This window comes from Pseudarthrobacter sp. C4D7 (genome assembly GCF_013359725.1).
Classification (GTDB): Bacteria; Actinomycetota; Actinomycetes; order Actinomycetales; family Micrococcaceae; genus Arthrobacter.
On sequence record NZ_JABFMW010000018.1, the window covers coordinates 29,488 to 49,182 of the forward strand.

General features: G+C 63.6%; 22 protein-coding genes. 13 read left to right on the plus strand and 9 right to left on the minus strand.

All coding sequences use genetic code 11. From position 1 onward, the window contains the following. Nucleotides 1-187 precede the first annotated feature (187 nt). The 3 genes from HNO81_RS13235 to HNO81_RS13245 form a co-directional block, all read right to left on the minus strand. Nucleotides 188-1,540, minus strand: coding sequence for a ParB/RepB/Spo0J family partition protein (locus HNO81_RS13235; protein ID WP_175318574.1), 1,353 nt, complete (start codon nucleotides 1,538-1,540; stop codon nucleotides 188-190). A gap of 592 nt (nucleotides 1,541-2,132) precedes the next feature. After that, complete coding sequence (locus HNO81_RS13240) at nucleotides 2,133-2,483, minus strand: DUF3846 domain-containing protein (protein WP_175318575.1); 351 nt, start codon at nucleotides 2,481-2,483, stop codon at nucleotides 2,133-2,135. A gap of 37 nt (nucleotides 2,484-2,520) precedes the next feature. Next, nucleotides 2,521-2,949 (minus strand): hypothetical protein, encoded by a 429-nt coding sequence (locus tag HNO81_RS13245; RefSeq protein ID WP_175318576.1) that lies wholly within the window; start codon nucleotides 2,947-2,949, stop codon nucleotides 2,521-2,523. 429 nt (nucleotides 2,950-3,378) lie between these two features. Between HNO81_RS13245 and HNO81_RS13250 the strand changes: the two genes are divergently transcribed. Then, nucleotides 3,379-3,624 (plus strand): hypothetical protein, encoded by a 246-nt coding sequence (locus HNO81_RS13250; protein ID WP_175318577.1) that lies wholly within the window; start codon nucleotides 3,379-3,381, stop codon nucleotides 3,622-3,624. A gap of 86 nt (nucleotides 3,625-3,710) precedes the next feature. Here the strand turns inward: HNO81_RS13250 and HNO81_RS13255 are convergent, their stop codons facing one another. Beyond that, nucleotides 3,711-3,863, minus strand: a complete 153-nt coding sequence (locus HNO81_RS13255) for a hypothetical protein (protein WP_175318578.1) — start codon at nucleotides 3,861-3,863, stop codon at nucleotides 3,711-3,713. A 197-nt stretch (nucleotides 3,864-4,060) separates the two neighbouring features. Continuing rightward, the gene (locus HNO81_RS13260; RefSeq protein WP_175318579.1) at nucleotides 4,061-5,074 is read right to left on the minus strand and encodes a DUF4192 domain-containing protein; all 1,014 of its coding nucleotides are present in this window, start codon (nucleotides 5,072-5,074) and stop codon (nucleotides 4,061-4,063) included. 575 nt (nucleotides 5,075-5,649) lie between these two features. Here HNO81_RS13260 and HNO81_RS13265 point away from each other — a divergent pair. From HNO81_RS13265 to HNO81_RS13275, 3 genes are read left to right on the plus strand one after another with little or no spacing between them, the layout of a single operon-like run. Then, a complete protein-coding gene (locus HNO81_RS13265) occupies nucleotides 5,650-5,982 on the plus strand; it encodes a hypothetical protein (protein WP_175318580.1) in 333 nt (110 codons plus the stop codon). Further along, nucleotides 5,963-6,289 (plus strand): hypothetical protein, encoded by a 327-nt coding sequence (locus HNO81_RS13270; RefSeq protein ID WP_261620171.1) that lies wholly within the window; start codon nucleotides 5,963-5,965, stop codon nucleotides 6,287-6,289. Before HNO81_RS13265 ends, HNO81_RS13270 begins: the two co-directional genes overlap by 20 nt. 34 nt (nucleotides 6,290-6,323) lie before the next feature. Further along, entirely contained in the window at nucleotides 6,324-7,325 is a 1,002-nt protein-coding gene (locus HNO81_RS13275) for an ATP-dependent DNA ligase (RefSeq protein ID WP_175318581.1), read from the plus strand. Nucleotides 7,326-7,787: 462 nt separating this feature from the next. On the opposite strand, the gene HNO81_RS13280 is transcribed toward HNO81_RS13275, so the two are convergent. Continuing rightward, on the minus strand, nucleotides 7,788-8,168 hold the full coding sequence (locus HNO81_RS13280) for an SOS response-associated peptidase family protein (RefSeq protein ID WP_315967734.1): 381 nt from the start codon (nucleotides 8,166-8,168) through the stop codon (nucleotides 7,788-7,790). 613 nt (nucleotides 8,169-8,781) lie between these two features. Between HNO81_RS13280 and HNO81_RS13285 the strand changes: the two genes are divergently transcribed. After that, nucleotides 8,782-9,723 carry a ParA family protein gene (locus tag HNO81_RS13285; protein WP_175318582.1) on the plus strand — a complete coding sequence of 314 codons (942 nt, stop codon included), beginning with the start codon at nucleotides 8,782-8,784 and terminating at the stop codon, nucleotides 9,721-9,723. Nucleotides 9,724-9,968: 245 nt separating this feature from the next. After that, nucleotides 9,969-10,469 (plus strand): hypothetical protein, encoded by a 501-nt coding sequence (locus tag HNO81_RS20160; protein WP_261620170.1) that lies wholly within the window; start codon nucleotides 9,969-9,971, stop codon nucleotides 10,467-10,469. Between the two features lie 175 nt (nucleotides 10,470-10,644). On the opposite strand, the gene HNO81_RS13295 is transcribed toward HNO81_RS20160, so the two are convergent. Next, nucleotides 10,645-12,486, minus strand: coding sequence for a MarR family transcriptional regulator (locus HNO81_RS13295; protein WP_371818258.1), 1,842 nt, complete (start codon nucleotides 12,484-12,486; stop codon nucleotides 10,645-10,647). Nucleotides 12,487-12,689: 203 nt separating this feature from the next. After that, entirely contained in the window at nucleotides 12,690-12,926 is a 237-nt protein-coding gene (locus tag HNO81_RS13300) for a hypothetical protein (protein WP_175318584.1), read from the minus strand. Nucleotides 12,927-13,413: 487 nt separating this feature from the next. On the opposite strand from HNO81_RS13300, the gene HNO81_RS13305 reads away from it, so the two are divergent. The 4 genes from HNO81_RS13305 to HNO81_RS13320 all read left to right on the plus strand — a co-directional run bounded on the left by HNO81_RS13305 (nucleotide 13,414) and on the right by HNO81_RS13320 (nucleotide 15,947). Next, nucleotides 13,414-13,782, plus strand: a complete 369-nt coding sequence (locus HNO81_RS13305) for a metallopeptidase family protein (protein ID WP_254703461.1) — start codon at nucleotides 13,414-13,416, stop codon at nucleotides 13,780-13,782. Then, nucleotides 13,779-14,777, plus strand: coding sequence for a hypothetical protein (locus HNO81_RS13310; RefSeq protein WP_175318586.1), 999 nt, complete (start codon nucleotides 13,779-13,781; stop codon nucleotides 14,775-14,777). The genes HNO81_RS13305 and HNO81_RS13310 overlap by 4 nt, the downstream gene beginning before the upstream one ends. Continuing rightward, nucleotides 14,778-15,395: a hypothetical protein gene (locus tag HNO81_RS13315; protein WP_261620168.1), complete on the plus strand. Its 618-nt coding sequence runs from the start codon at nucleotides 14,778-14,780 to the stop codon at nucleotides 15,393-15,395. It abuts the gene before it with no gap. Nucleotides 15,396-15,488: 93 nt separating this feature from the next. Next, nucleotides 15,489-15,947 carry a hypothetical protein gene (locus tag HNO81_RS13320; protein WP_175318587.1) on the plus strand — a complete coding sequence of 153 codons (459 nt, stop codon included), beginning with the start codon at nucleotides 15,489-15,491 and terminating at the stop codon, nucleotides 15,945-15,947. A gap of 139 nt (nucleotides 15,948-16,086) precedes the next feature. Here the strand turns inward: HNO81_RS13320 and HNO81_RS13325 are convergent, their stop codons facing one another. Continuing rightward, entirely contained in the window at nucleotides 16,087-16,416 is a 330-nt protein-coding gene (locus HNO81_RS13325) for a helix-turn-helix transcriptional regulator (RefSeq protein WP_175318588.1), read from the minus strand. 183 nt (nucleotides 16,417-16,599) lie between these two features. Here HNO81_RS13325 and HNO81_RS13330 point away from each other — a divergent pair, with 183 nt between their 5' ends. The 3 genes from HNO81_RS13330 to HNO81_RS13340 are packed head-to-tail and all read left to right on the plus strand — an operon-like array spanning nucleotide 16,600 to nucleotide 19,690. Further along, nucleotides 16,600-17,679 (plus strand): CHAP domain-containing protein, encoded by a 1,080-nt coding sequence (locus tag HNO81_RS13330; protein WP_175318627.1) that lies wholly within the window; start codon nucleotides 16,600-16,602, stop codon nucleotides 17,677-17,679. Beyond that, on the plus strand, nucleotides 17,676-18,188 hold the full coding sequence (locus HNO81_RS13335) for a hypothetical protein (protein WP_175318589.1): 513 nt from the start codon (nucleotides 17,676-17,678) through the stop codon (nucleotides 18,186-18,188). The genes HNO81_RS13330 and HNO81_RS13335 overlap by 4 nt, the downstream gene beginning before the upstream one ends. Nucleotides 18,189-18,232: 44 nt before the next feature. After that, complete coding sequence (locus HNO81_RS13340) at nucleotides 18,233-19,690, plus strand: ParA family protein (protein ID WP_175318590.1); 1,458 nt, start codon at nucleotides 18,233-18,235, stop codon at nucleotides 19,688-19,690. The last annotated feature ends 5 nt before the right edge of the window (nucleotides 19,691-19,695 follow it).

The following is a 19,695-nucleotide window of genomic DNA, read 5'->3' on the forward strand; positions in this document are numbered from 1 at the left end:
TTCGTTGTTCCTGGTCCCGCGGGGAATTGGTTTCTGGGGTTGTGTCGCGTGGAGCGGCGGTCCGCCGCTGGTGAGTAGTTGCTGTGGTTCGCCCTAGCGGCGGACCGCCCCACTTTGGGAGGTTCCCGGTCCGCCGCTGGTGGTTGGTGCCTTGCCGGGCGGTTGGTTACCGCCCGGCAAGGGTCCTCTACGCGGCTTCGGTGCTGGTTTCCTTGCCGCTGTCGATGATGATCTGTTCAGTCTCGGATGCGGTGTAGCCCCAGGTGACCAGCTGGTTGAGGTAGTCGCGGTGGCTTTGGTGCGGTGAGCGCCATGAGTCCTTGGCGATGGTCTTCTCGTATCCTGCGCAGATCAGGGCGATCAGGGAGAACTCGGGCCTGTTGGTGGTGTGGGCGACGTGGTCGCGGAGCGGGTTCCAGCCCCAGCGTCCTGCCTTGTCTTCGGTTTTGGCTCCGATCATGTCGGCGGCCACTTCGCCCTGGTAGCCGCTGGCGGTTTCGGGGTGGTGGGTGATGGCGTGGACGGTGAAGTACTGCCATCCCTTGGGTGCCTGCTTGCGTGCGAGCAGGGTTTTCACGAACTCGCGGCGGACGACACCAGCGGATTCCATGGCCTTGTTGTTGGCGATCAGGGTCTTCCGCTCTGCTTTCTGTTCCTCGGTCATGGGGCCGGACTGTGCGGGGCGGCCGCCGTCGTCGCGTTCGTGGCGCGGGGTGAAGCCGAGTTCCTTCCAGCCGTTGATGACTGGTTTGGCGGAGTGGTGGCCTTGCCAGTTGCGCTGGATGACGTAGGCGTTGGCGTCGTCCTCGGTGGCGGGTTCTCCGTCGGCCCGGTTCGCGGCCGAGACGTACAGGGCTTCTTCGTCCGCGTAGTGGCCCGCGTCCTCCACGATGGTCTTGCCCTGGCCTTCGAGTTCGGCGACCAGCGCGGCGCGGGCGGCGGCGATGTCCCGCTTGTCCCGCAGGCGCTGGGTGACGTGCAGGAGCATGTCGGGTTCGTCGGCGAGGACTGATTCGAGTTCCTCGGTCGCGTCGGGGTCGTCTTCAAATTCGGCCAGAATCAGGGCTTCTTCGATGGTGCATCCCTTGCCCAGGGCGGTGTCCCCAGCCGTGGTGGACTTGGCCTTCAGGGCATCCTCGACATTGATCTTGGTCCGCCCGGTCTTCTTGGCGATCTGTGCCGCTGAGACGCCGATCAGGGAGAGCTGGTGGTAGGCCTCGGCTTCGTCGGCCTCGGTCAGCGCGGAGCGTTGGATGTTCTCGACCACCTGGGTGAGGATGCGTTCTGCTTCCTCGGGGCTGTCGGTGACCATGACGGGGATCTCGGGGCGTTCGGCTTCGACGGCTGCGCGGGTTCGGCGCTGTCCTATCAGGACGTGCACGGTGCCGTCTTCCTTGCGGTGCGCGATCACGGGCTCGAGTACGCCGTGTTCCTTGATGCTGGCCACGAAGGCAGGGGTGAGCGCGGCGTCTTTGCGGACGTTGACGTCGATGGTCAGGGTCTTGGGGTCGAGCATTTCCAGCGTGGGTGTGGTGTTCATGGTGTTGCTCCTTTTGCAGAGGATTCCGGTGGGTGGGGCGACCAATGGTGACCGGCCAGCTTCCCTCTCCCCCCGTTGTTTTTTGGCTGCTGGCGGAGCTTGCGGAGCTGTGCCCGACGGAGGCCCGTCTACCCGCCAGGGCAAAGGACGGGAAATTCCTGAAGGAAATAAGCGAGGAACGAGCGCCGCAAGGAAATTCCAGGCCTGCAGGCCCCGACGAAGGAGGGGCTAGACGGGGTGGAGCGGGCACGTACGATCCGAAGGACAGCAGTCAAAAAACGTCGTAGACACACCAGGTCCAGGGACGGCGGAGCCGGCACTGGACCCAACAGCCGGCCGCGCCAGCGGACGACCGAATCAGTGTGAGCCCTGCGAGCACCATTCTTTGTCCTGCGCCCTATTGGACTTTTCCTGGGCCGGCCAGGAGGCTGGGCGCGTCCGGGCGGCAAGGTGATGAGCGTCAGTCTTTTCGGGATTGGCGGGCCGCCGCCGGCGACCACCGCGGCAACTGCACCGTTGCGGCGGCCCGCCCGGACCTGGGCCGGCAGGCAGGTGGCCGGGAGCTTTCCGTTCCCGGCCACCTGCCTGGTTCTTAGGCGGAGAGTTGGGCGTCGAAGAGGTCTTCGGCGAGCCCGACGAGGTAGTCGGGGACGTCAGTCTCTTCGCCATGAGTGCCTTGGCCCAGGAAGACCACGTCACCGCAGAAGATGTCGTTCAGGTAAAGCCCGGTTTCGCGGAAGAGGTGTCCTGCGCGGATGTTCGCGGGCAGGTTGATGATCTTCCCTTCCTCGTTGAGGTAGGCGTGCCATTCGCCGCGGGTGATGGCTTCGATATTGCCTTCGACCAGGGCCTGCAGCGTGGGCAGGGATGGGGTGATGGTTTCGGTACGGACGGGCTGGGACAGCCGGGCCGGGACGATCAATGCGGTGCAGGTGGTGCTCATGGTCATGCTCCTTTAGGAAAGTTTGGGGCTGTACTGCTTAGGCGGCGTGGACGGCGTAGGGCATCCGGTACCGGCTGGGCAGTTCCGCCGCGGCTTCGGGCAGGTCGGCCGGGCCGTGGGCCTGCCCGTTCTTCCAGTGGAAGAACGCCTGCTCGGTGATGGCGTCCCACTGCCGGGCTTTGGTCCGGTAGTAGGTGGTTTTCACGTCGCCCTCGCAGTAGGTTGCGACGCCGAACAGGTTGCCGATGGAATCGGCGGTGCGAATGGCCGCGACCATGACGTAGGGCCACTGGCCAAGGTCCCAGCCCTCGCTCCCCCAACTGGGGATCACGGTCCAGCCGTGTTCGGCGATAAGGTCCATCCAGTCGTACCCGCCGTTGGCGTGGTAGTCGCGCAGGACCGGGGCGTCGGTGATGACCTCGCCGGTATCGGCGGTGGTCACCGTCTCGGTGGTGATCGCGTTCATGGTGTTACTCCTTTTGCAGAGGAATGTGGTGGGTGGGGCGACCAGGGGTGACCGGCCAGCTTCCCCTCTCCCCCCGTTGTTTTTTGGTTGCTGGCAAGCTTGCTTGCTCGGCGGCCGACGGAGGCCCGTCTACCCGTAGGGCAAGGCCGGGAAAATCCTCGGAGGAAATAAGCGAGGAACGAGCGCCGGACAGGAATTTCGCGGGTGCAGGCCCCGACGAAGGAGGGGCTAGACGGGGTGGAGCGGACGCCTAGAATCCGTAGGACAGCAACCAGAAAACGTCGTAGACACACCAGGTTCAGGGGTGGCGGAGCTCTGCGACGGCGCCCCTGAACCCAACAGCCGGCCGCGCCAGCGGACGCCCACCAGGGTGAAGCGCAGCGGAACCCGCAGCGCGCCCCGCGCGCTGCTTCTGCGTAGGGTGGGCGTATGAATGACCCGGAAGCGCAGCATCCCGGCGGTCGTAGTGGCCGCCCACGGACCGGGCCGGACTATTCACGGATTCAGCGGATCCTGGTGTTGATTTTCACGGCAGCCGCAGCTGGCTGCTGGGTGCTGGTGGCGGCAGACCTGGCTGTAGGGCGGCCGGCGGGAGGCGATGTCTTCATCGCCGCGCTCAACACTCTCGCGGCCGCAGCGTTTTGGTGGATGGCTGCGAGCAACGGCGCGAGATAGGAAAGGCCGGCACTTGTGTGTGCCGGCCTTTCCGGGTTTTCCCTCTGCAAAGGAAATCTATGGGTGCGGCGTCATTGCCGCGGGTGTCACTGCTCGTCGAGTCGGTGGTCTTTGACGGGCCGGTCCACGGGTCCTGTGATCGGTCCTGCGGTTAGCAGGCTCAGTTCCAGGATGTCTTCCAGCGGGCTCGCGTCCGGGGCAACGGTGTCGTCTTCGGTCATGCGGAAGGGGTCAGCCACGTGCGAGGCTCCTTGACTGTCTGGGATGGGCGTCGTCCCTTCACAGTATCGGTTGTTCCTGCAGCCCGGCTGGAAGTCGCGGCGCCCGCGGCAGCGTCCAACGCGGCCGGAGGAGCCCTGGCGGGGGAGGCCGCCGCGCACCTGGGAAACCCAAACAGGTAGGCCGAACCCCTTTGTGTGGGGTCCGGCCTACGGGTCTAGCGGCTCAGTTGTCGGTCATACGCCTTCTTCGGGTCGCGGGTGCAGTCGGCGAGCAGGCCGCGGTTGACCAGTTCGCCAAGGAGTTCGGCGAGTCGGTAACCGTCGACGTCCTCCAGTGCGAGCTTGAAGTAGCGGGCGGCGAAGCTGGACTTTCCTTTGAGCCATTCCAGCCAGCCCATCAGGCACAGCATCGGTGCGCGCTGCCCTTCAGGGGTAGCCTTCATGAGTTCGAACGCCACTTCCTGGGCGGTGTCCACGCGGGCCCAATCAGGGCGGGTGAGGAACACACCGAGCATGACGGAGGTGAACTGGTCGGGTGCGTGGGTGATGATGTCACCCATCATGTAGTCCCGGACGGTGGGGTGCTGCAACGCTCCTGCCAGCTGGTGCGCGGTCTGGGTGGTCAGGCTCTTGGGGTCATCGAGCACCTTTGCCCACGCTGCGCGGCTGGCTTCCAAGTCCTCGGGCCAGCCGTCGGGCTTGTGCGCGGCGATCGCCTCGCGTGCTGCCTCGTCCCCGGTGAACGGTGCCGGTGCGGTGAAGCCGGTAACGGCACTCCCCCGGTAGATCAGGGCGGCGTTGCCGGTACTGGTGGTGATGGCGTCCAGTGACTGGTTGGGGCAGCAGCTGGTGTCCATGCAGTGGTAGTTCCGCCACAGTTCGGAGGTCACCAACCATGCGTCCTGCAGTGGCATCCCGGCGGTTTCCAGTTCGGTGCGCAGGGCCTCCACGTGCCCGGAGTACGGGCGCGGATCCTCGGTGGTGTCCTCATCGGTGTAGATCACCAGAAGGCTGCCGGTGGCTGCGTCGTCGGCCGTCAGGTAGCTGACGATGGTTTGGGCATAGCCGACCGGGTCCTGCCCGAACGGTGCATCGACGCGCAGGGTCGCACCGAGCTTGTTACCCTGCATGGTCAGGGCGACGAAGGACTCCGTAGGGGTTTGTCCCAGCGTGTGCGGGATGAAGGCCAGGATGTCGGCGGGGCCGGTGAACCTGATGGGGTCGTTCATGGTGTTGCTCCTTTTGCAGAGGATTCCGGTGGGTGGGGCGACCAATGGTGACCGGCCAGCTTCCCTCTCCCCCCGTTGTTTTTTGGCTGCTGGCGGAGCTTGCGGAGCTGTGCCCGACGGAGGCCCGTCTACCCGCCAGGGCAAAGGACGGGAAATTCCTGAAGGAAATAAGCGAGGAACGAGCGCCGCAAGGAAATTCCAGGCCTGCAGGCCCCGACGAAGGAGGGGCTAGACGGGGTGGAGCGGGCACGTACGATCCGAAGGACAGCAGTCAAAAAACGTCGTAGACACACCAGGTCCAGGGACGGCGGAGCCGGCACTGGACCCAACAGCCGGCCGCGCCAGCGGACGCCCTCATTCTGGGTGGAGCGCAGCGGAAACCAGGGCTTTTCGTGTGCCCGGGTTGTGCCCATTGGCGGGCAGGTGGAGCCCTCCGCACAGCTCAAAGCTGTCCCCACTGGGTACAACCCGGGTCCGCACTGTCGTACCCCTCCCCCAGGATGGGAGTCGGCGGCCCGCACCACGGCCGCCGTTCTTTGGCGTGTCTATTCGAATATATGTTCTAAGGTTGTGGTATGTCCTCCGAAGAGTTCGCGGCCGCGCTGCAGGCGCAGTACGCACGGCGGGCCGGCCCAATCGGACTGACCGTGGAAGAGCTCGATTTCGAGCACTTCCCGGCCAAAAACGGGTATCCAGGGATCCCGGTGAAGGCGTGGATCCGGTTCCCGAACTGCGCCGAGCTAGTGGACGGCGAAGTCTTCGCCTGGACAGCCAAGGCAGCGGAAGTGACGTGGAAGGACGGGCCGGTCACGTACCGGACCTGGGTGTGGAGTTCGGCGGTCACCCGCCGGGAAGAAATGATGAACAGGAATTTGGGAGAGCGGACCCGTGGCAAGAACATCAACTGACAACCCCTTGGATGTGCCGGTGCAGGTCCGGTTTACCGCCAAAGGCATCCCCCTAGCGGTCAGGTATGACGGCCGGATCTGGGCCGTGGCCGCGGAACCGGTGCGCTGGTTCACCCGGGCGGACTGGTGGAATACCGCCAAGCGGGCACCGGTCGGGTGCGGTGACCTGGTCAGCGTTGAACACTGGCAGATCCAAGTCAGGCTGACCTCGACGTCGGCGCTGCGCACATTCGATCTGCGCCGCGACCCGTTGTCCGAGCAATGGCTGCTGGCAGCCATCACGGACGAGGGGGCGGCCGCCGCCTAAGCCTGACAGCCCTGGCGGCGGTACCGTGGCTGTCATGACTGAGGACGTGCCGGCCACGCTGCGTCCGCCCGTGCCCCTGGCGCTGGCCAAAGCAGTTGAATCGGTGCCGGCGGAAGCTGCACTGCCCGGCGGCAGCGTCTACGAGCCCAAGTGGGATGGCTTCCGGATGTGTGCCCTCGTGGGGGCTGGCGGGGTGTCGTTATGGTCGCGCCAGGGCAAGGACTTGACGGGGTATTTTCCGGACCTCGCGGAGGCATTGGCGGACCAGGTTCCCCCCGGATGTGTTCTCGACGGAGAAGCAGTCATGTGGACCGCTGACAGGCTGGATTTTGACGCCCTGCAGCGCCGCCTTGTGGCCGCAAGAGCCGGCCTGCCTGCCTTGGTCCGGGACCGCCCGGCCTCGTTTGTTGCCTTCGATCTGCTGGCCGTCGCCGGACACGACATCAGGGAAGCGCCCCTGTCCCAGCGACGCGAGCTGCTCGAGCAGCTGGCCAACGATTGGGAGCCTCCGCTGAACCTCTCCCCCACAACAAGGGACCGCGCCCAGGCCCTCACATGGTTCGAGGAACTGCACCACGCTGGCTTGGAAGGGCTCGTCGTCAAAGGCGCCGCCCAGAGCTACCAGCCCGTACGCCAGTGGGTAAAGGTGAAACGCCGCGAATCCGTAGACGTGGTGTGCGGTGCCGTCATAGGCCCACTGGACCGGCCCCAATATATTGTCGCCGGCCTGCCGATTGAGGGCGGGCTGCGGATCGTTGGACGCTCTACGGCACTTACCGCCAAGGCCGCTCGGGAGCTGTCCGCTTACCTTCACAAGCCGCATAGCTTGCACCCGTGGCCGGAGGTCATCACAGAGACCATGCTGAACAGATTCAGTAAGGACAAAGGCCCCGTGGCACTGACACTAGTAGAGCCCCTAGTGGTGGAAATTTCCGCCGACGTTGCTTGGACGGGTAACGCCTTCCGGCACTCAGTCAGATACCGGCGGCCGCGCCCGGAACTAGCGGTGCGGGACGTACAGCTGCCGGACCGGTAATCCGGCAGCTGCCGCCTTTTGGTCAGGGCTGATCGCAGTCTTGGGACAAGAGCACGATGAGACGCGTGATGTTCAGAGCGATGTTCACGATGAAGCTCATCGTTTTCCATGGCGTCTGTCGCTTTGGACGGGCCATGCGGCTTTCCTTTCCTTGTTGGAAGGAGCCGTTTTTGTCCGGAGTGGCTGCCAGGCAGCATCAGGACTTACCCTAGGTGTGTATTGCTCAATACAACGCCTGAGTGTAAACGGTTCCTTTTCGGCTGGCTCAGGATTGCTGAAGCCCGTTGGCGCGGGCTTCATGCATTTAAGTCAGCTGCCAAAGTCAGCCGCTCTGCCCGGCCGCACGATCCGCTGGGAATCAATTTCGGCACGAATGTCGCGGTCTGTCATCAGCACAGCTCCAAATTACCGTATCGGTTATCCACAGCCGCACTTTCCCGTTGTTGCTGTGCCCCAGTGGGGCTAATGTTCCGAACGCTCAGAGTGCATAACAGGGCACAGATCGGGCGGCCTCGTGCACCACTCTGCCCGCCACATCGGCCCGTCAATTAGCGTCCGGCTCGACCAGTTCAGGCCCGTTGTTGCGCACGCTGTTGACCCTGGTGCTAACGACCCGTGGGACCAGGGTCGGCTCGGGCAGGGAATCGAGCATTGGATGTCCGCCTTGTCGGTGAGGTCCGGGTCCAGCCACTCGGCGTACCGGCTCCTTGGGATGATGACGGGGCTTCGGTCATGGACGTGTCCCAGCGCGTCCTGGGCGGTTGTGGTGAGCACTGTACAGCTAAGCAGCCAGCGGCCGGGGTCGTCCTCGGGCAGGGATGGATCCGCCCACCATTCGTACAAGCCGGCGAAGCCCAGCAGGGGCTCTTTTGGCTAATGCTGAGGATTGACACAAGTGGGTTAACTGCTCGCTCCCCCGCCGGAGGCTGCCCATGCACATCCAGCGCTACCATGGCTGCAGTCGCAAACTGGGTGCAGGACCCTCGCGCGACCAAGAAGATTTCATGCCATAAGCCACGCCAGAATTCCTATTGGAAACCAAAGCCGAGCCATGGCTGGCGTCACTGCCTGCCGCCGCATTTGACACTCTGTATGAGAGCGCGTATAGAGCCAAACCCTGCTTCACATACATGGACACGCTGCCGCTCGGACTGGCGACGCAATGAACGCCCATATACGCAGGCCGACCAGTCATACTGCCGGTGTCCTAACGGCGGCTCCAACCATTAATCCCGTACGGTCCACAATTGAGAATCCAATTGGAAATATCACCTGAGGCCCCGTAGGCACCCTCGCGGGACATCTCGTCGCCCATATAACGTGCCGCGCCACGGGGGGACCCATCCAATCAATTGCGGTGTCTCATATGCGTGTCACTGCCGTCATTCCCGAAGAAGTGCACATAGCGTTGACAGCAGGACAATATGCCCCCACCGAGTAGGAGAGTTACCGGCCGATGGCACGATCTCTGCAAACCCCCGTACCGCCGAAACCCCAGGCAACGCGCGCCATCGACCGTGTAGTCTCCCTAGCGAACGGCAAGGGCGGAGTGGGCAAGACGACAACAGCAGCCAACGTTGGCGGGTACGTGGCCCTAGCTGGCTCCCGTGTGCTCCTGATCGACCTTGACCCTCAGGGCGACTTGGCTCGCGACCTCGGATATGAGCGCCAGACGGGCAGGGAATTTTTTCAGGCCCTCATCACCGGGACGCCGCCGATAATTCTGCGTAACGTGCGGGAAAATCTGGACGTCATCCCTGGCGGCCAGGACTTGGAAGACCTTCAGGGACTTATGGTGTCCCGCTCCAGCCGCTCCGACGCCGGCGACTTCGGCGACATGCTGTACGCCGTCCTAGCCCCGTTGGCAGACGATTACGACTTGGTCCTGATCGACACACCGCCGGGGGAGCGGATCCTCGTGGAGGGCGCCTTCGCGATCTCCAGCGCCGTCGTCATTCCTACCCGCTCCGATGATGCGAGTATCGACGGTGTCGAACGCATCGCACGCCGCTTCATGGCTGTACGTGACCGGAACCCATCTCTTCAATTGGCGGGGATCGTCCTGTTCGGTGTCGGACCGCGCTCCCTTCGCTTGGAGCGCAGCGTCCGAGAAACGCTGGAAGAAATGCTCGGCACCGTCGCCCCAGTCTTCGAAACCCGCATCAGGAACCTGGAAAGCGCAAGCGCCGATGCCCGTCGCAAAGGCCTGCTCTTCCACGAACTCGAAGGTGCCGTTACTGACGCTCAGAAGAACCGCCTGAAGGCGCTCCGGGCGGGTGAGAAGCCGGCGGACGGCTTCTTTTCACGCAATGCTGGCGGACTGGCTGAAGAGTACGAGCAGCTGACCGGGGAGATCCTCGCCCGACTGAACGAGATCGAAAGCGGGAACCAGGCATGAGCGAGCGACAAAGTCTTGCCGGGGCATTCGCGCCTGTAGCGCCTGCCCGGGGCGCAGCACTGCAAGGGTTGCTTGCTCCAAAGCGGGGGAGGGGAGAGCCCACCCCGGAACCCAACCCCAAGGAGACCCCGGAGGCGCCGGCCAGGAACCTTGTACAGGCGCCGCCAGCAGCAGCGCCCGGCGCTGATACGCAGGTGCCTACTGAACAGCCAGGGGCAGATGATCCCCGCACTGAACAGGCGACTGTGGAGGAGGCGCCCCTGGAGGCGATACGGGCGCGGGAGGAGTCCAAGCCTTCCTTAGTCAAAACCCCGAATGCCACCAAACGGCAGCAGCCCGCTTCCAAGAAGGCGACTAGCGCGGCCAAGGCGTCCGAGCTCGCTCCCGGGGCTCTGCGCAATGTCGGGGTTTACCTGCCGCCAGCGCTCCTGGCACAGCTCAAGGACGCCGTCTATCAGGAGCGGACCACATACGCGGACCTGTTGATCGATGCATTCGAAGCCGTCGACGACAAACAGATCGCGAGGGAGTTCACCTCTGTCACCACGCTGACCAAATCCGGCATGCCTAGGCGCGCTCCACGGAAACGAGGAGAGGCCGGCATTCAGATCCAACTGCGCCTCGACGGACTTCAGGTTGCCTGGCTGGATGAGAAGGTCACTGAGTTTGACGCACCGTCGCGCAGTGCGCTGGTCTCGACCGTCTTCAAGCTTCATATCCAAGGGAAGCAAAGAGCGGGGGAGTAGTCCTGCCTCCCGGAAATCTAGGTCATCCCTTCCCATAGTACTTATGGCATGTCTTATGGCATGACATGAATGACCAAGGTACGTCCCGGGGTACAGGTACGACAGCTATCTCGCTGCACGCGCAAAACACTCCAGGTGACCACATCGGCTTACTACTGACCGACTTTGATGCTGCCTACCCCGCTCTGTTGAAAGCCATGTCGGACAGCGACCATTCATCAGGGGGCCCCTCAAACAGTTCCCAGGGATAGTCATCATCGGGGGAGAGCAGTTGCGGAACGCAGTCCACGTTCTTTGCGAGCCATTCCCGCCAGACAATCCGGTCGTTGCGATACCGCTGCAACTGGAGGGCCACAGCTTCGAAGACCCCGAACTGTTCAGCGAGCTGCCTCAGCGAGGTGCCAGCGACGATTGACCAGACCCGGCCTGCGCCGCGGGAAACCAGGTTCCAGGCGGCAAGAACCTCCAGGGCCTCGTGCACGGCGGACCGGGACAACCGGGTGACGCGCACGATGTCGGCTGTCGCCATGACGGAGGAGTGTTCCAGAGCTTCGTAGACGAACGCGGCCGGCAGCCCCAGTTCCCGAAACACCGGGCGGAGGGCATAGATCTTGCCTTTCTGCCAGGAAGCGTCTTCGGCGACTGCCTTCAGCTCTTCAGGAACCGTCAGCATGTAAAGGTCCCCCTTGGTTCCACGGGCTTCTTCAACGAGAGTGATCAGGGGCTCCTTCTCGCCACGTAATTCCCGCAGGTGCACGCCGACTGTGGTGTGATCGAGGCCTGTAGCGACCGCGATGGACCGAACGCCGAATTCGATAAACCGAGAAGCTGTCATGTGTGCTGCCTCACCCAACGCCCTAAGCACCATCCGTCGTGCCATTCCCGTCCTGGATTCCTGGTAGTTCACCTCCCTGATGCGCAGGGCATTTCGCCAGCTTCGGATGAACCGATGCTCCGCATCGGGGTTAGAAATTGCAGGGACCCCCTTTACCCCTGCCGCCTGTGTAGGGGGCTGGCTTGTGGGGGATCTGCGGACGTTGTCATTTGGGTTGGTTTTTGCGGGTTTTTTGCTCAAGTAGCTGAGGGCTTTCATCCAGTCCCGGCGCAGGGCAGGGAGCCGGTGGCGGGCTGGGTACCGGGCGTAGAAGGAGGCCAGGCCAGGCCAGGTTCCCTGGAGGATGCGTCGCTCCACGTCAACGAGCTCTAGGCCGGCGGCCGCGGCGCCGACGATGACTGCCTGGCGCGCGTCCGAGTCCGAGGCGTACCGGTTGGTGTCATACATGCCGGTCTGGGCAAGTACCTGCATGGCCCTCGACATGCGCCCCACGGGGTGGTCCACGACGGGTGCAGAAGAGGATGCCGGGGTGAAGGTCTCTTCCTGGCGGAGTGCCCTGACGGCTTTGATCTCGGCGGACAGATCCTTGGTCATAGCGGCCCAGACCGCTGCGCTGTTGGGCCGACGGGCGATGTCATAGGCCATGGACAGGCTCATCGCCAGTTCCTGGTGGCCGCCTCGCTTATGCGGTGAGCCGGGTGTTCGCATGCAGCCATGGAGCAGGTTCTGGTGCGGGGTCTTGTCCAGGCTCCGGTACCGGGTGCCCAGCGCCTCGACAACATCACGCGCTTCGGAGAAGGTGACCCGACGCGCCAGTGGGATGTAGACGTGGCGGCCGCCGTTGGGGGAGTAATCCTCAATCCACCGGGCGCCCATCGAATGCAACCAGGTCTGGACCGCGCGGACGTCGGCCTGGACCCAGTCTGTACCTGCTACCGAGGAGTCAAAGTCGAGGAAAATCGCCGCGCAGGTGCCGTCCTTGCCAAAAATTCTCACGGCCGCAGGCAATGAGGGGAGCGTTTCGGTTAGGTTCCGTTCGTGTCGTTGCGGGTAGGTCTTGCCCCCATCCCGGGACAACCGTACGCGCGGCTGACCGGCCAATAGCGGTGTTAGTGCCGACCAAAGGGTGGCTGGGTCATCTTGCTGTCCTGACACGCCAGAAGTGGGGTGTGATGGCAGCACCGAGACGTGCTGATGTACGATGACTGTAATCCTTTCGGGGATTGAGGTACGAAAAAGGGCCGATCCTGCCAGATCGGTTTCATAGCAACACAAAGGATGGCCGTTTTTCGGCCTTCCACGACTTACAATCTGATCCGCCGGCAAGCAATCCAGAGGGTAAGTCTCAAGCTTCGAAGGCCCGCCTAGTGCGGGCCTTCTTTTGGTTATGAGGCCATGCGGATGGGCAACTCCTGCTGATAGTCATCCCGGTCGAGTGCGGCCAGGTCTTCCTTGAGTCGTGGCTCGACAACGGACAGGAGGTATTCCGTAACGGTCAGGCCCTTGTGCGCTGCGACTTTGGCGATACCGTCAGCGGTTGGTTCAGGTGAGCGGAAACCAATGAACTTACGCAGCCCCTTGCTAGGACGCCCGCCGCCTCGATTTACTGCTACTGCCGTCATTTGCTGTGTCCTTTGATTTTGTAGCCGCCTAAGCCGCTACAGCTTCATCGTTGTGGTGCCCGCCCCGCAGAATCACAGGTTGATCCTTCGCGACTGCTCCGAAACTATCACCGGCCTAGCAGCCGTTTGGGGATTTGTTTTCAGAAAACGGCAGCGTGTCGCTTGTGTGACTTTCCTCCGGGCATAGGGCCTCCCTTCGGCGCCAGGCATTCTTTCGTACGTTTACAAACTCGCCGTGTGACAAGCGCAGCTAGGGGCCCCTTGGTAGGGTGTCCCCTTGTTTGACGGACACAGTCAGGCGCTAAACCAATATTACACATCACTGAAATAATTTCAGTGGCATGTTCGCTGGGGTGAGAAGTTGACGGGGAACCAATTGTTAGAACCTACGGAGTTGTCCCTGCGGACGATCCAGTCCTTGCAGCTGCCGCCTTCTCCAAGTCTCCCGCATCTGATCAGCGCCGTAGAGCGGGCCTACGGCAAGCCGTTGGAGTTCGACGAAGTCCCGGATGAGGCCCTGGCCGAGGGGGTAACCGGTCGTTGGGTGGATATGCCGGACCGGGGGATTATCCAATATCGCCGCGGTCACGCGTTCTGGTGCCGCCATGTCATCCTCCACGAGTTTGGGCACATTCTGCTGGGGCACAAGGGTGAACCAGCTGACGGCCTCCAGTCCGCAGGCTTCTTTTCTGGAGTCGGTAAGCGTCGCGGGATCAGCTGGATGTGCCGGCCCGCCGCCATCCCCCTGGAAGAGGCCGAGCAGGCGGCGGAAAATCTCGCCTACGCCCTGGCCCAACGCCTGGTGACAGGTCAGGACGCCTGCGTCTCCGACGCAGAACGGATTTTTGGACTGTGATTCAAGCTGCATTCTGGCTGCTGGCCGTTGTTTTTGCGGCGAGGTTGTACCTCGTGGCACGGCATAACGCGTCGTCGGCGTTTTTGGGGGCCACTGGCGTCGGCGTCGTTGGCCTCTTCTGTACCGGCCAAATCGTCCCGGAAAGCACCCTGGACGCTCTGATCGGGGGGACCAACTGGCTGCACCTGGTGAGGAACCTCCTTGTGACCGCAGCAGTGTGGCTGGTCCGGGAAGGTGTGTTCAGCGCGCTGTCCACCGAACCCGAGGCCAGGCGGCGCGTGGCGCGCAGACCGCTGTTTCTCGCCGCACTCCTGCTGGCCATAACCATCCCATTCACCCTGCAATCCTTCGTCCCCACCACGGACGCCTTCATCCCCGAAACCGTTCAGCAGCCCGCTGTCTATGTTTACGCCACGGTCTACATGGCCGTCCTTGGAGGCCTGGGCCTGTCCGTCCTGCGAGTGAGCATTGGTCCACGAGACAGCCGCACCGTACGCGCAAGCGCCACAGTCGTCGGCATCGGAATGGGCCTCATGGTCCTGGGCTGTGTCGATGAAATCATCTACATGAGCCTGCGCTTCCTCGGCTTCCAGGGTTCCATAACCGATGTGACGTACATGCTCTTCACACCCCTCTTCTACAGCGGAATCCTGCTCACTTCGCTGGGACTCGGCATACCGCCTATGGTGCGGCTCTGGCGCAGACTGGCTCTCGTAGATCGTTTCTGGATCCTCGTGCTCCATTGCAGGTTCCCTGCCGTAAGAAGCACCGCCCAGGCATCGAAGACGCGGTTGTCGGTCGCGGCAGACGTCCTGGGGCCCCGCCCGGCCGAAAGGCTGTACACCCTGGTTATTGCCATCGGTGACCTCCGCGCTGCAGGCCGGCAAGCAGCTTATTCCCCGCCAGCTGAAAGGGCTCTTGTCCTTGCTCAGCGGCGGTTGACCAACACATTCGAGCCCCTTGGGCTGGAGCTTAGGAAAAGGGCGGAAATCTAGGTGGCTACAGACACCCAATTCGCAGTCATTACCCCTTCGGTGATGCAGCGTGTGGCTCGCATTTCAACGGAGGTGGCGCAGCCGCCACTCGTTCTCTCCCTCCTGCTCATTCTCGCTGCAGTGCGAGACGGGGGAGGAGTCGTTGCCCTGATCCCTGGGCTCGTGGCCGCTGTGACGATCTGCCTGGCGCCTCTGCTGGTAGTGGTGCTTCTTGCCCGTCGTGGGAAACTCACGGATCACCACGTGGGGGACAAGAAGCAACGCCGCCCGGTGATGCTGTGGACGCTGGGATCGGCCCTCGTTGGTTGCGGAATACTGACCCTCATCAACACTCCTGTGGCCGTGTGGGCACTGATTGCCGGCATTCTCGGCGGCATCCTGGCCCTGATTATCGTCAGCCCATTCTGGAAGGTGTCCGGGCACGCCATGACCCTTGGGGGCGCGACGATTTCCTCGGCCATGCTGTTCGGGGTCTGGTCAATCCCGTTCGTGATTGCCGCGCCTTTGGTGTGCTGGTCAAGGGTGTACCTGAAGGATCACACGCTCTCCCAAGTGCTGGCCGGGTTCGTAACAGGCCTTGTCGTATTCGGATCAGCCTGCGCGCTGATTCTGAACTGACATAGTATTTTTTCTGAACGTTCAGGGTCCCCAGCTTTGGAACAGCAGACCGGTACTACGAACGGCCTTGATGCGGCTCCGAGAGCAGGGAAAATGACTGAGGGTACCAACCCCGTTGACAGCAGGACTGACCGGGAGGTCTTGGCGTCCAAGCTGCAACTCCTTCTCGACATCGTGCATGCCAAGGATGCCGCCAGCTTCACTTACGACGAGATCCGCGCCGGCCTGGCTGAACAGGGCTTCAATCTGACGAAGACCCGGTGGCATCGGCTCCTGGCCGGCTCTCCCGACAACCGGTGGGATCCCGACCTGCTGAAAGCTCTGGCGTACTTCTTCGACGTGGACCCCGACTACTTGCTGCAGCGCAGCGGGCCAGTCCCCGAGCGTGTGGAAGCCGAGCTGCGCCTTATTGAGGCGTTGCGCATTTCAGAGGTCGAACATTTTGCTGCACGCGTCCTGGGGGAAGTAAACATCGACGCCGTCCGCGCAGTCACTGAGGCCCTGAGAAATCTTCCGGGCCGGTCGCGGCCTGAAGGCACCACGCACGACTGAAAGAAATTCACTACTGAAATTATTTCAGTAGGATTGGTGCATGCCCCGCTACCTGCAGGCCGCCGAAAGCCATTCTTCGGCCCGCCCCGACTGTCACCACACAGCCAACGGTAGCCGCAGGTGTAATGGCACGAGGGGGCTATTCGCCCCCCGAAGCGACACCCAAAGCTTCGCCAAGCAGCCTGTATCGCCGCTGGACCTCGTCCCGTGCCAGCAGGTACTGCACCCTCATCCCGTTGCGCTCTTCGGTGGCCGGCGGATCCTGGGTGGTAATCCCCTCATCGGTAAGCAGTTGCAGATTATGCTTCGCCGTCGCAACTCCGATGTTGAGGCCCGCCGCCACCTCTCCGCGCGTGGCAGGACCGTTCTGCGCCAGGAATCCAATAATGGCCACCCGCGTCAGGTTCCCGAACGCGTTAATGACCGGCTCCAAATGAGCTGTGGTCTTCGGGTGGGCATACCTGGGCATACCTGCAATCTTGCCGTACCCACGTGTGTGCTCGCATAGCAACACCGTAGCGGATAGTTTAATTAACCGCTATGCTCGAGGCAGAAGTCAGACGCCATCGGGTGAAGACAGATTCAAGTTGGGGGAAAGCACGATGACCAGGTTGCGGTTCGACGCCCGCCGTCACGGCCAGGTTCAGCCGTGATGCAGCGGAGGTCACTTGGCCTCGTGGCGCTGATCGTTGTCCCCGGCTTCATCTTCGGGCTGGTCTTTTCCATACTCTTGCTCCTTGCCCCGGCAAAGCCCGCCGCTGCCGACTGCGGCCCGACAGTCTCGGTGTCGATCAACGGCGATACCAAGGTCGATGGTTACTCGCAGGAGCAGTTGAAGAACGCTGCGGCGATCATGGGTGCAGGCAAGGCGCTGAATCTGCCTGTGAAGGGCCAGATGATCAGCGTCATGGTCGCCTTGGGGGAGTCAGGGCTCCGTGTTCTGGACCGTGGCGACGTCGCTGGGCCGGATTCACGGGGTTTGTTCCAGCAGCGCGGGAATGGGGCGTGGGGATCGTACGCGGATCGGATGGACCCGACCATCAGTGCGACGAACTTTATCAAGGCGCTGCAGAAGGTGGATGGCTGGGAGCTGCTGGAGCCGACCATTGCCGGCAACAAGGTTCAGCGCAACGCGGACCCGTACCACTATCAGAAGTATTGGCCGGAGGCCGTGAAACTCGTTCAGGCACTCTCGGACGGCACGTTCTCGCTGGAAGGTGGCGGCTGTGCCATTCCAGGGCAGTCCGGAGCTGGGGATGACTACCCGTGGAAGAACTCACCGACCTGGATGCAGGCCGGAACGGGCGGAGCGGCGGCGTCGCCGCTGGGCATGTTCTACCGCGAATGCGTGGACTTCGCTCTGTGGCGGGTCAACCAGCAGATGGGCTCCACCAAAGCACCGTTCAAGTTCCTCAATGGCACCTTCCGCCCGGACGGCCAGGGATTGGGCTCGGCCCTGACCTGGAAGGCCGGCTGGGACGCCAAGGGCTGGGCCACCGGCAACATTCCCCGGGTCGGCGCGGTCGTTTGGTACGCGCCGGGTGCCGGGGGAGCGGACCCGACCTACGGCCACGTCGCCGTGGTCAAGGAAGTCAAGGACAACGGGACCTACGTCGAAGAGGGCTACAACGGCAACGCGCCCCCGGATGACCACAACTACTACACCCGGACGGTCAGCAACACGGCCCCGTCAGCCTTCCTGTATCTGCCCATCCAAGAGGAGAAGAAGTGAAAAAATCCCTGGCACTGACCGCGGCGGTCCTGCTGTGCACCGCCTGCGCACCGGCAGCGGACACCACACCGGCCCCGGCGACCAGCACGGCTGCCACAGCCTCAGCACCGGTCTCTCTGAGCGCGGACAGCGGCCCGCAGGCCCCCGATGGCACCGTCCCGGCCACCATCGGCATCAGCTGGGATCAGGCCAGCAAGGACGCCGCCGTAGATACCGCCCAGAAGGCCATGACGGACTTCGCCCGCCCGGGCGTGCAGGACAAACAGTGGGCCAACGACCTCGCCCGTTGGCTCACGCCGCAGGCCACCGCCGACTACTCCGCCGTGGATCCCGCCAATATCCCCGCCACCCGCGTCACCGGCCCCGTGACGCTGACGGTCGATGAGGCGAACGGCTACGGCGTTATGGCGGCCGTGCCAACCGACGCCGGGACCTACTCCGTGCAGCTGCTCCGCACCGGCCAGGAAGCCCGGTGGAAGGTCAACCGGCTCACGCCGCCCGCGTCCTAAGCGCCCGCACTTCACCAACCCCGTCAACGTAAGGAATCAGGTTCATGAGCACCACTCCAACAGAGGTCCTGGCCTTCCCGAACATCAAGGCCATCATCAGCGACAACGGCACCGCCGAGGTCGTCGTCGCAGGAAACTCCCGCGTCGTCCCGGCAGGGGAGACCCTGCAGGACCTGCGCGACAACGCACTGGCCCTTGTCGTGGCCGAAGCCAAGACGCTGCAGCGCCCCGTCCGGGTCCGCATTGAGGATCCCGAAGGCCAGGGAGAACTGATCGTCCACCCGGGCGGCAACGTCGAATCCGTCTCCTACGAGCCCCGGCCCGTCCGCCGCAGAACTGCCGCACCCGCCAGCACTCCCGCTGCGGCCGCCGTCGAAACCAGCGATACCGCTGCAGCGCCAACGCCTGCGGTGAAGCCTGAAGCTGAGCCGACGGTGGAGCGTCAGCCCTGGCCGCCCCTTCCCGCCGAGACCGCGTTGGCCGAGGACGTGGCGCCGGCGGACGATGAGGCACCGCAGCAGGCTGCTGCAGCCGATGCGCCAGTGACCCGACGCAGCTTGAAGGAGACCTCCTTCCTGGTCAGCGCCCCTGTGCTGGAGCCGGCCACGCAGGGCTGGCGGGGTGCGCTTACCCGCCTGGGCTTCCGGATGGACCCCTCAGCGGAGGAACTGTCCGAGCGTGAAGACATCCGCACCGTCAGCCAGCACTGGCCCGGGCCGCGGACCATCGCCGTGGTCAACCGCAAGGGCGGGGCCAACAAGACGCCCACGGTTGTGATGCTCTCGGCGATCCTTGCCCGCTACAGCGGCGCCGCAACGGTGGCCTGGGACAACAACGAATCCCAGGGCACCCTGGGATGGCGGACCGAGAAAGGCGCCCACGACCGCAGCGTCCTGGACCTGATCGATTCCTCCACCGAGCTGCTGTCACCGTCCACCAACGCGGCCGAGATCGCCAAGTTCGTCCACCACCAGACCGCCGACAAGTTCGACGTGCTGCGCTCGGACGAAAACGAAGAAGGCGACCACGAAGTCACCGCCGAGGAAGTGGACATCGCCCACCAGGTCCTCACCCGGTACTACCGACTGGTCATCATGGACTCCGGCAACACCGCCCGGGCAGCGAACTGGCGGCGGATGATCGACCACACCAACCAGCTCGTCGTCCCTGTCACCGCCATCGAGGACCGCGCAGAAGCCGCCCGGCTGACCCTGCAGACCCTCGAATCCCGTGATGGCCACGACGCCGAGCTGGCGCGCAACGCCGTCGTGATCGTCTCCGAGTCCACCGATGCCAAGCGCAGCATGACCGGCGACGCCCTGAAGCGCGCGAAAGCCGAGGCGCAGCGGATCGCGGACGGCTTCGAGCCGTTCGTGCGCGCCGTCGTCCGCATCCCGTACGACCCCGCCCTGGTTAACGGGCCGATCCGCTACGAAGCCCTCCAGCCCGCCACCCAGCGGGCATGGCTCGCGGCGGCCGCAGCCGTCGCCAAAGGCTTCTAGAACAA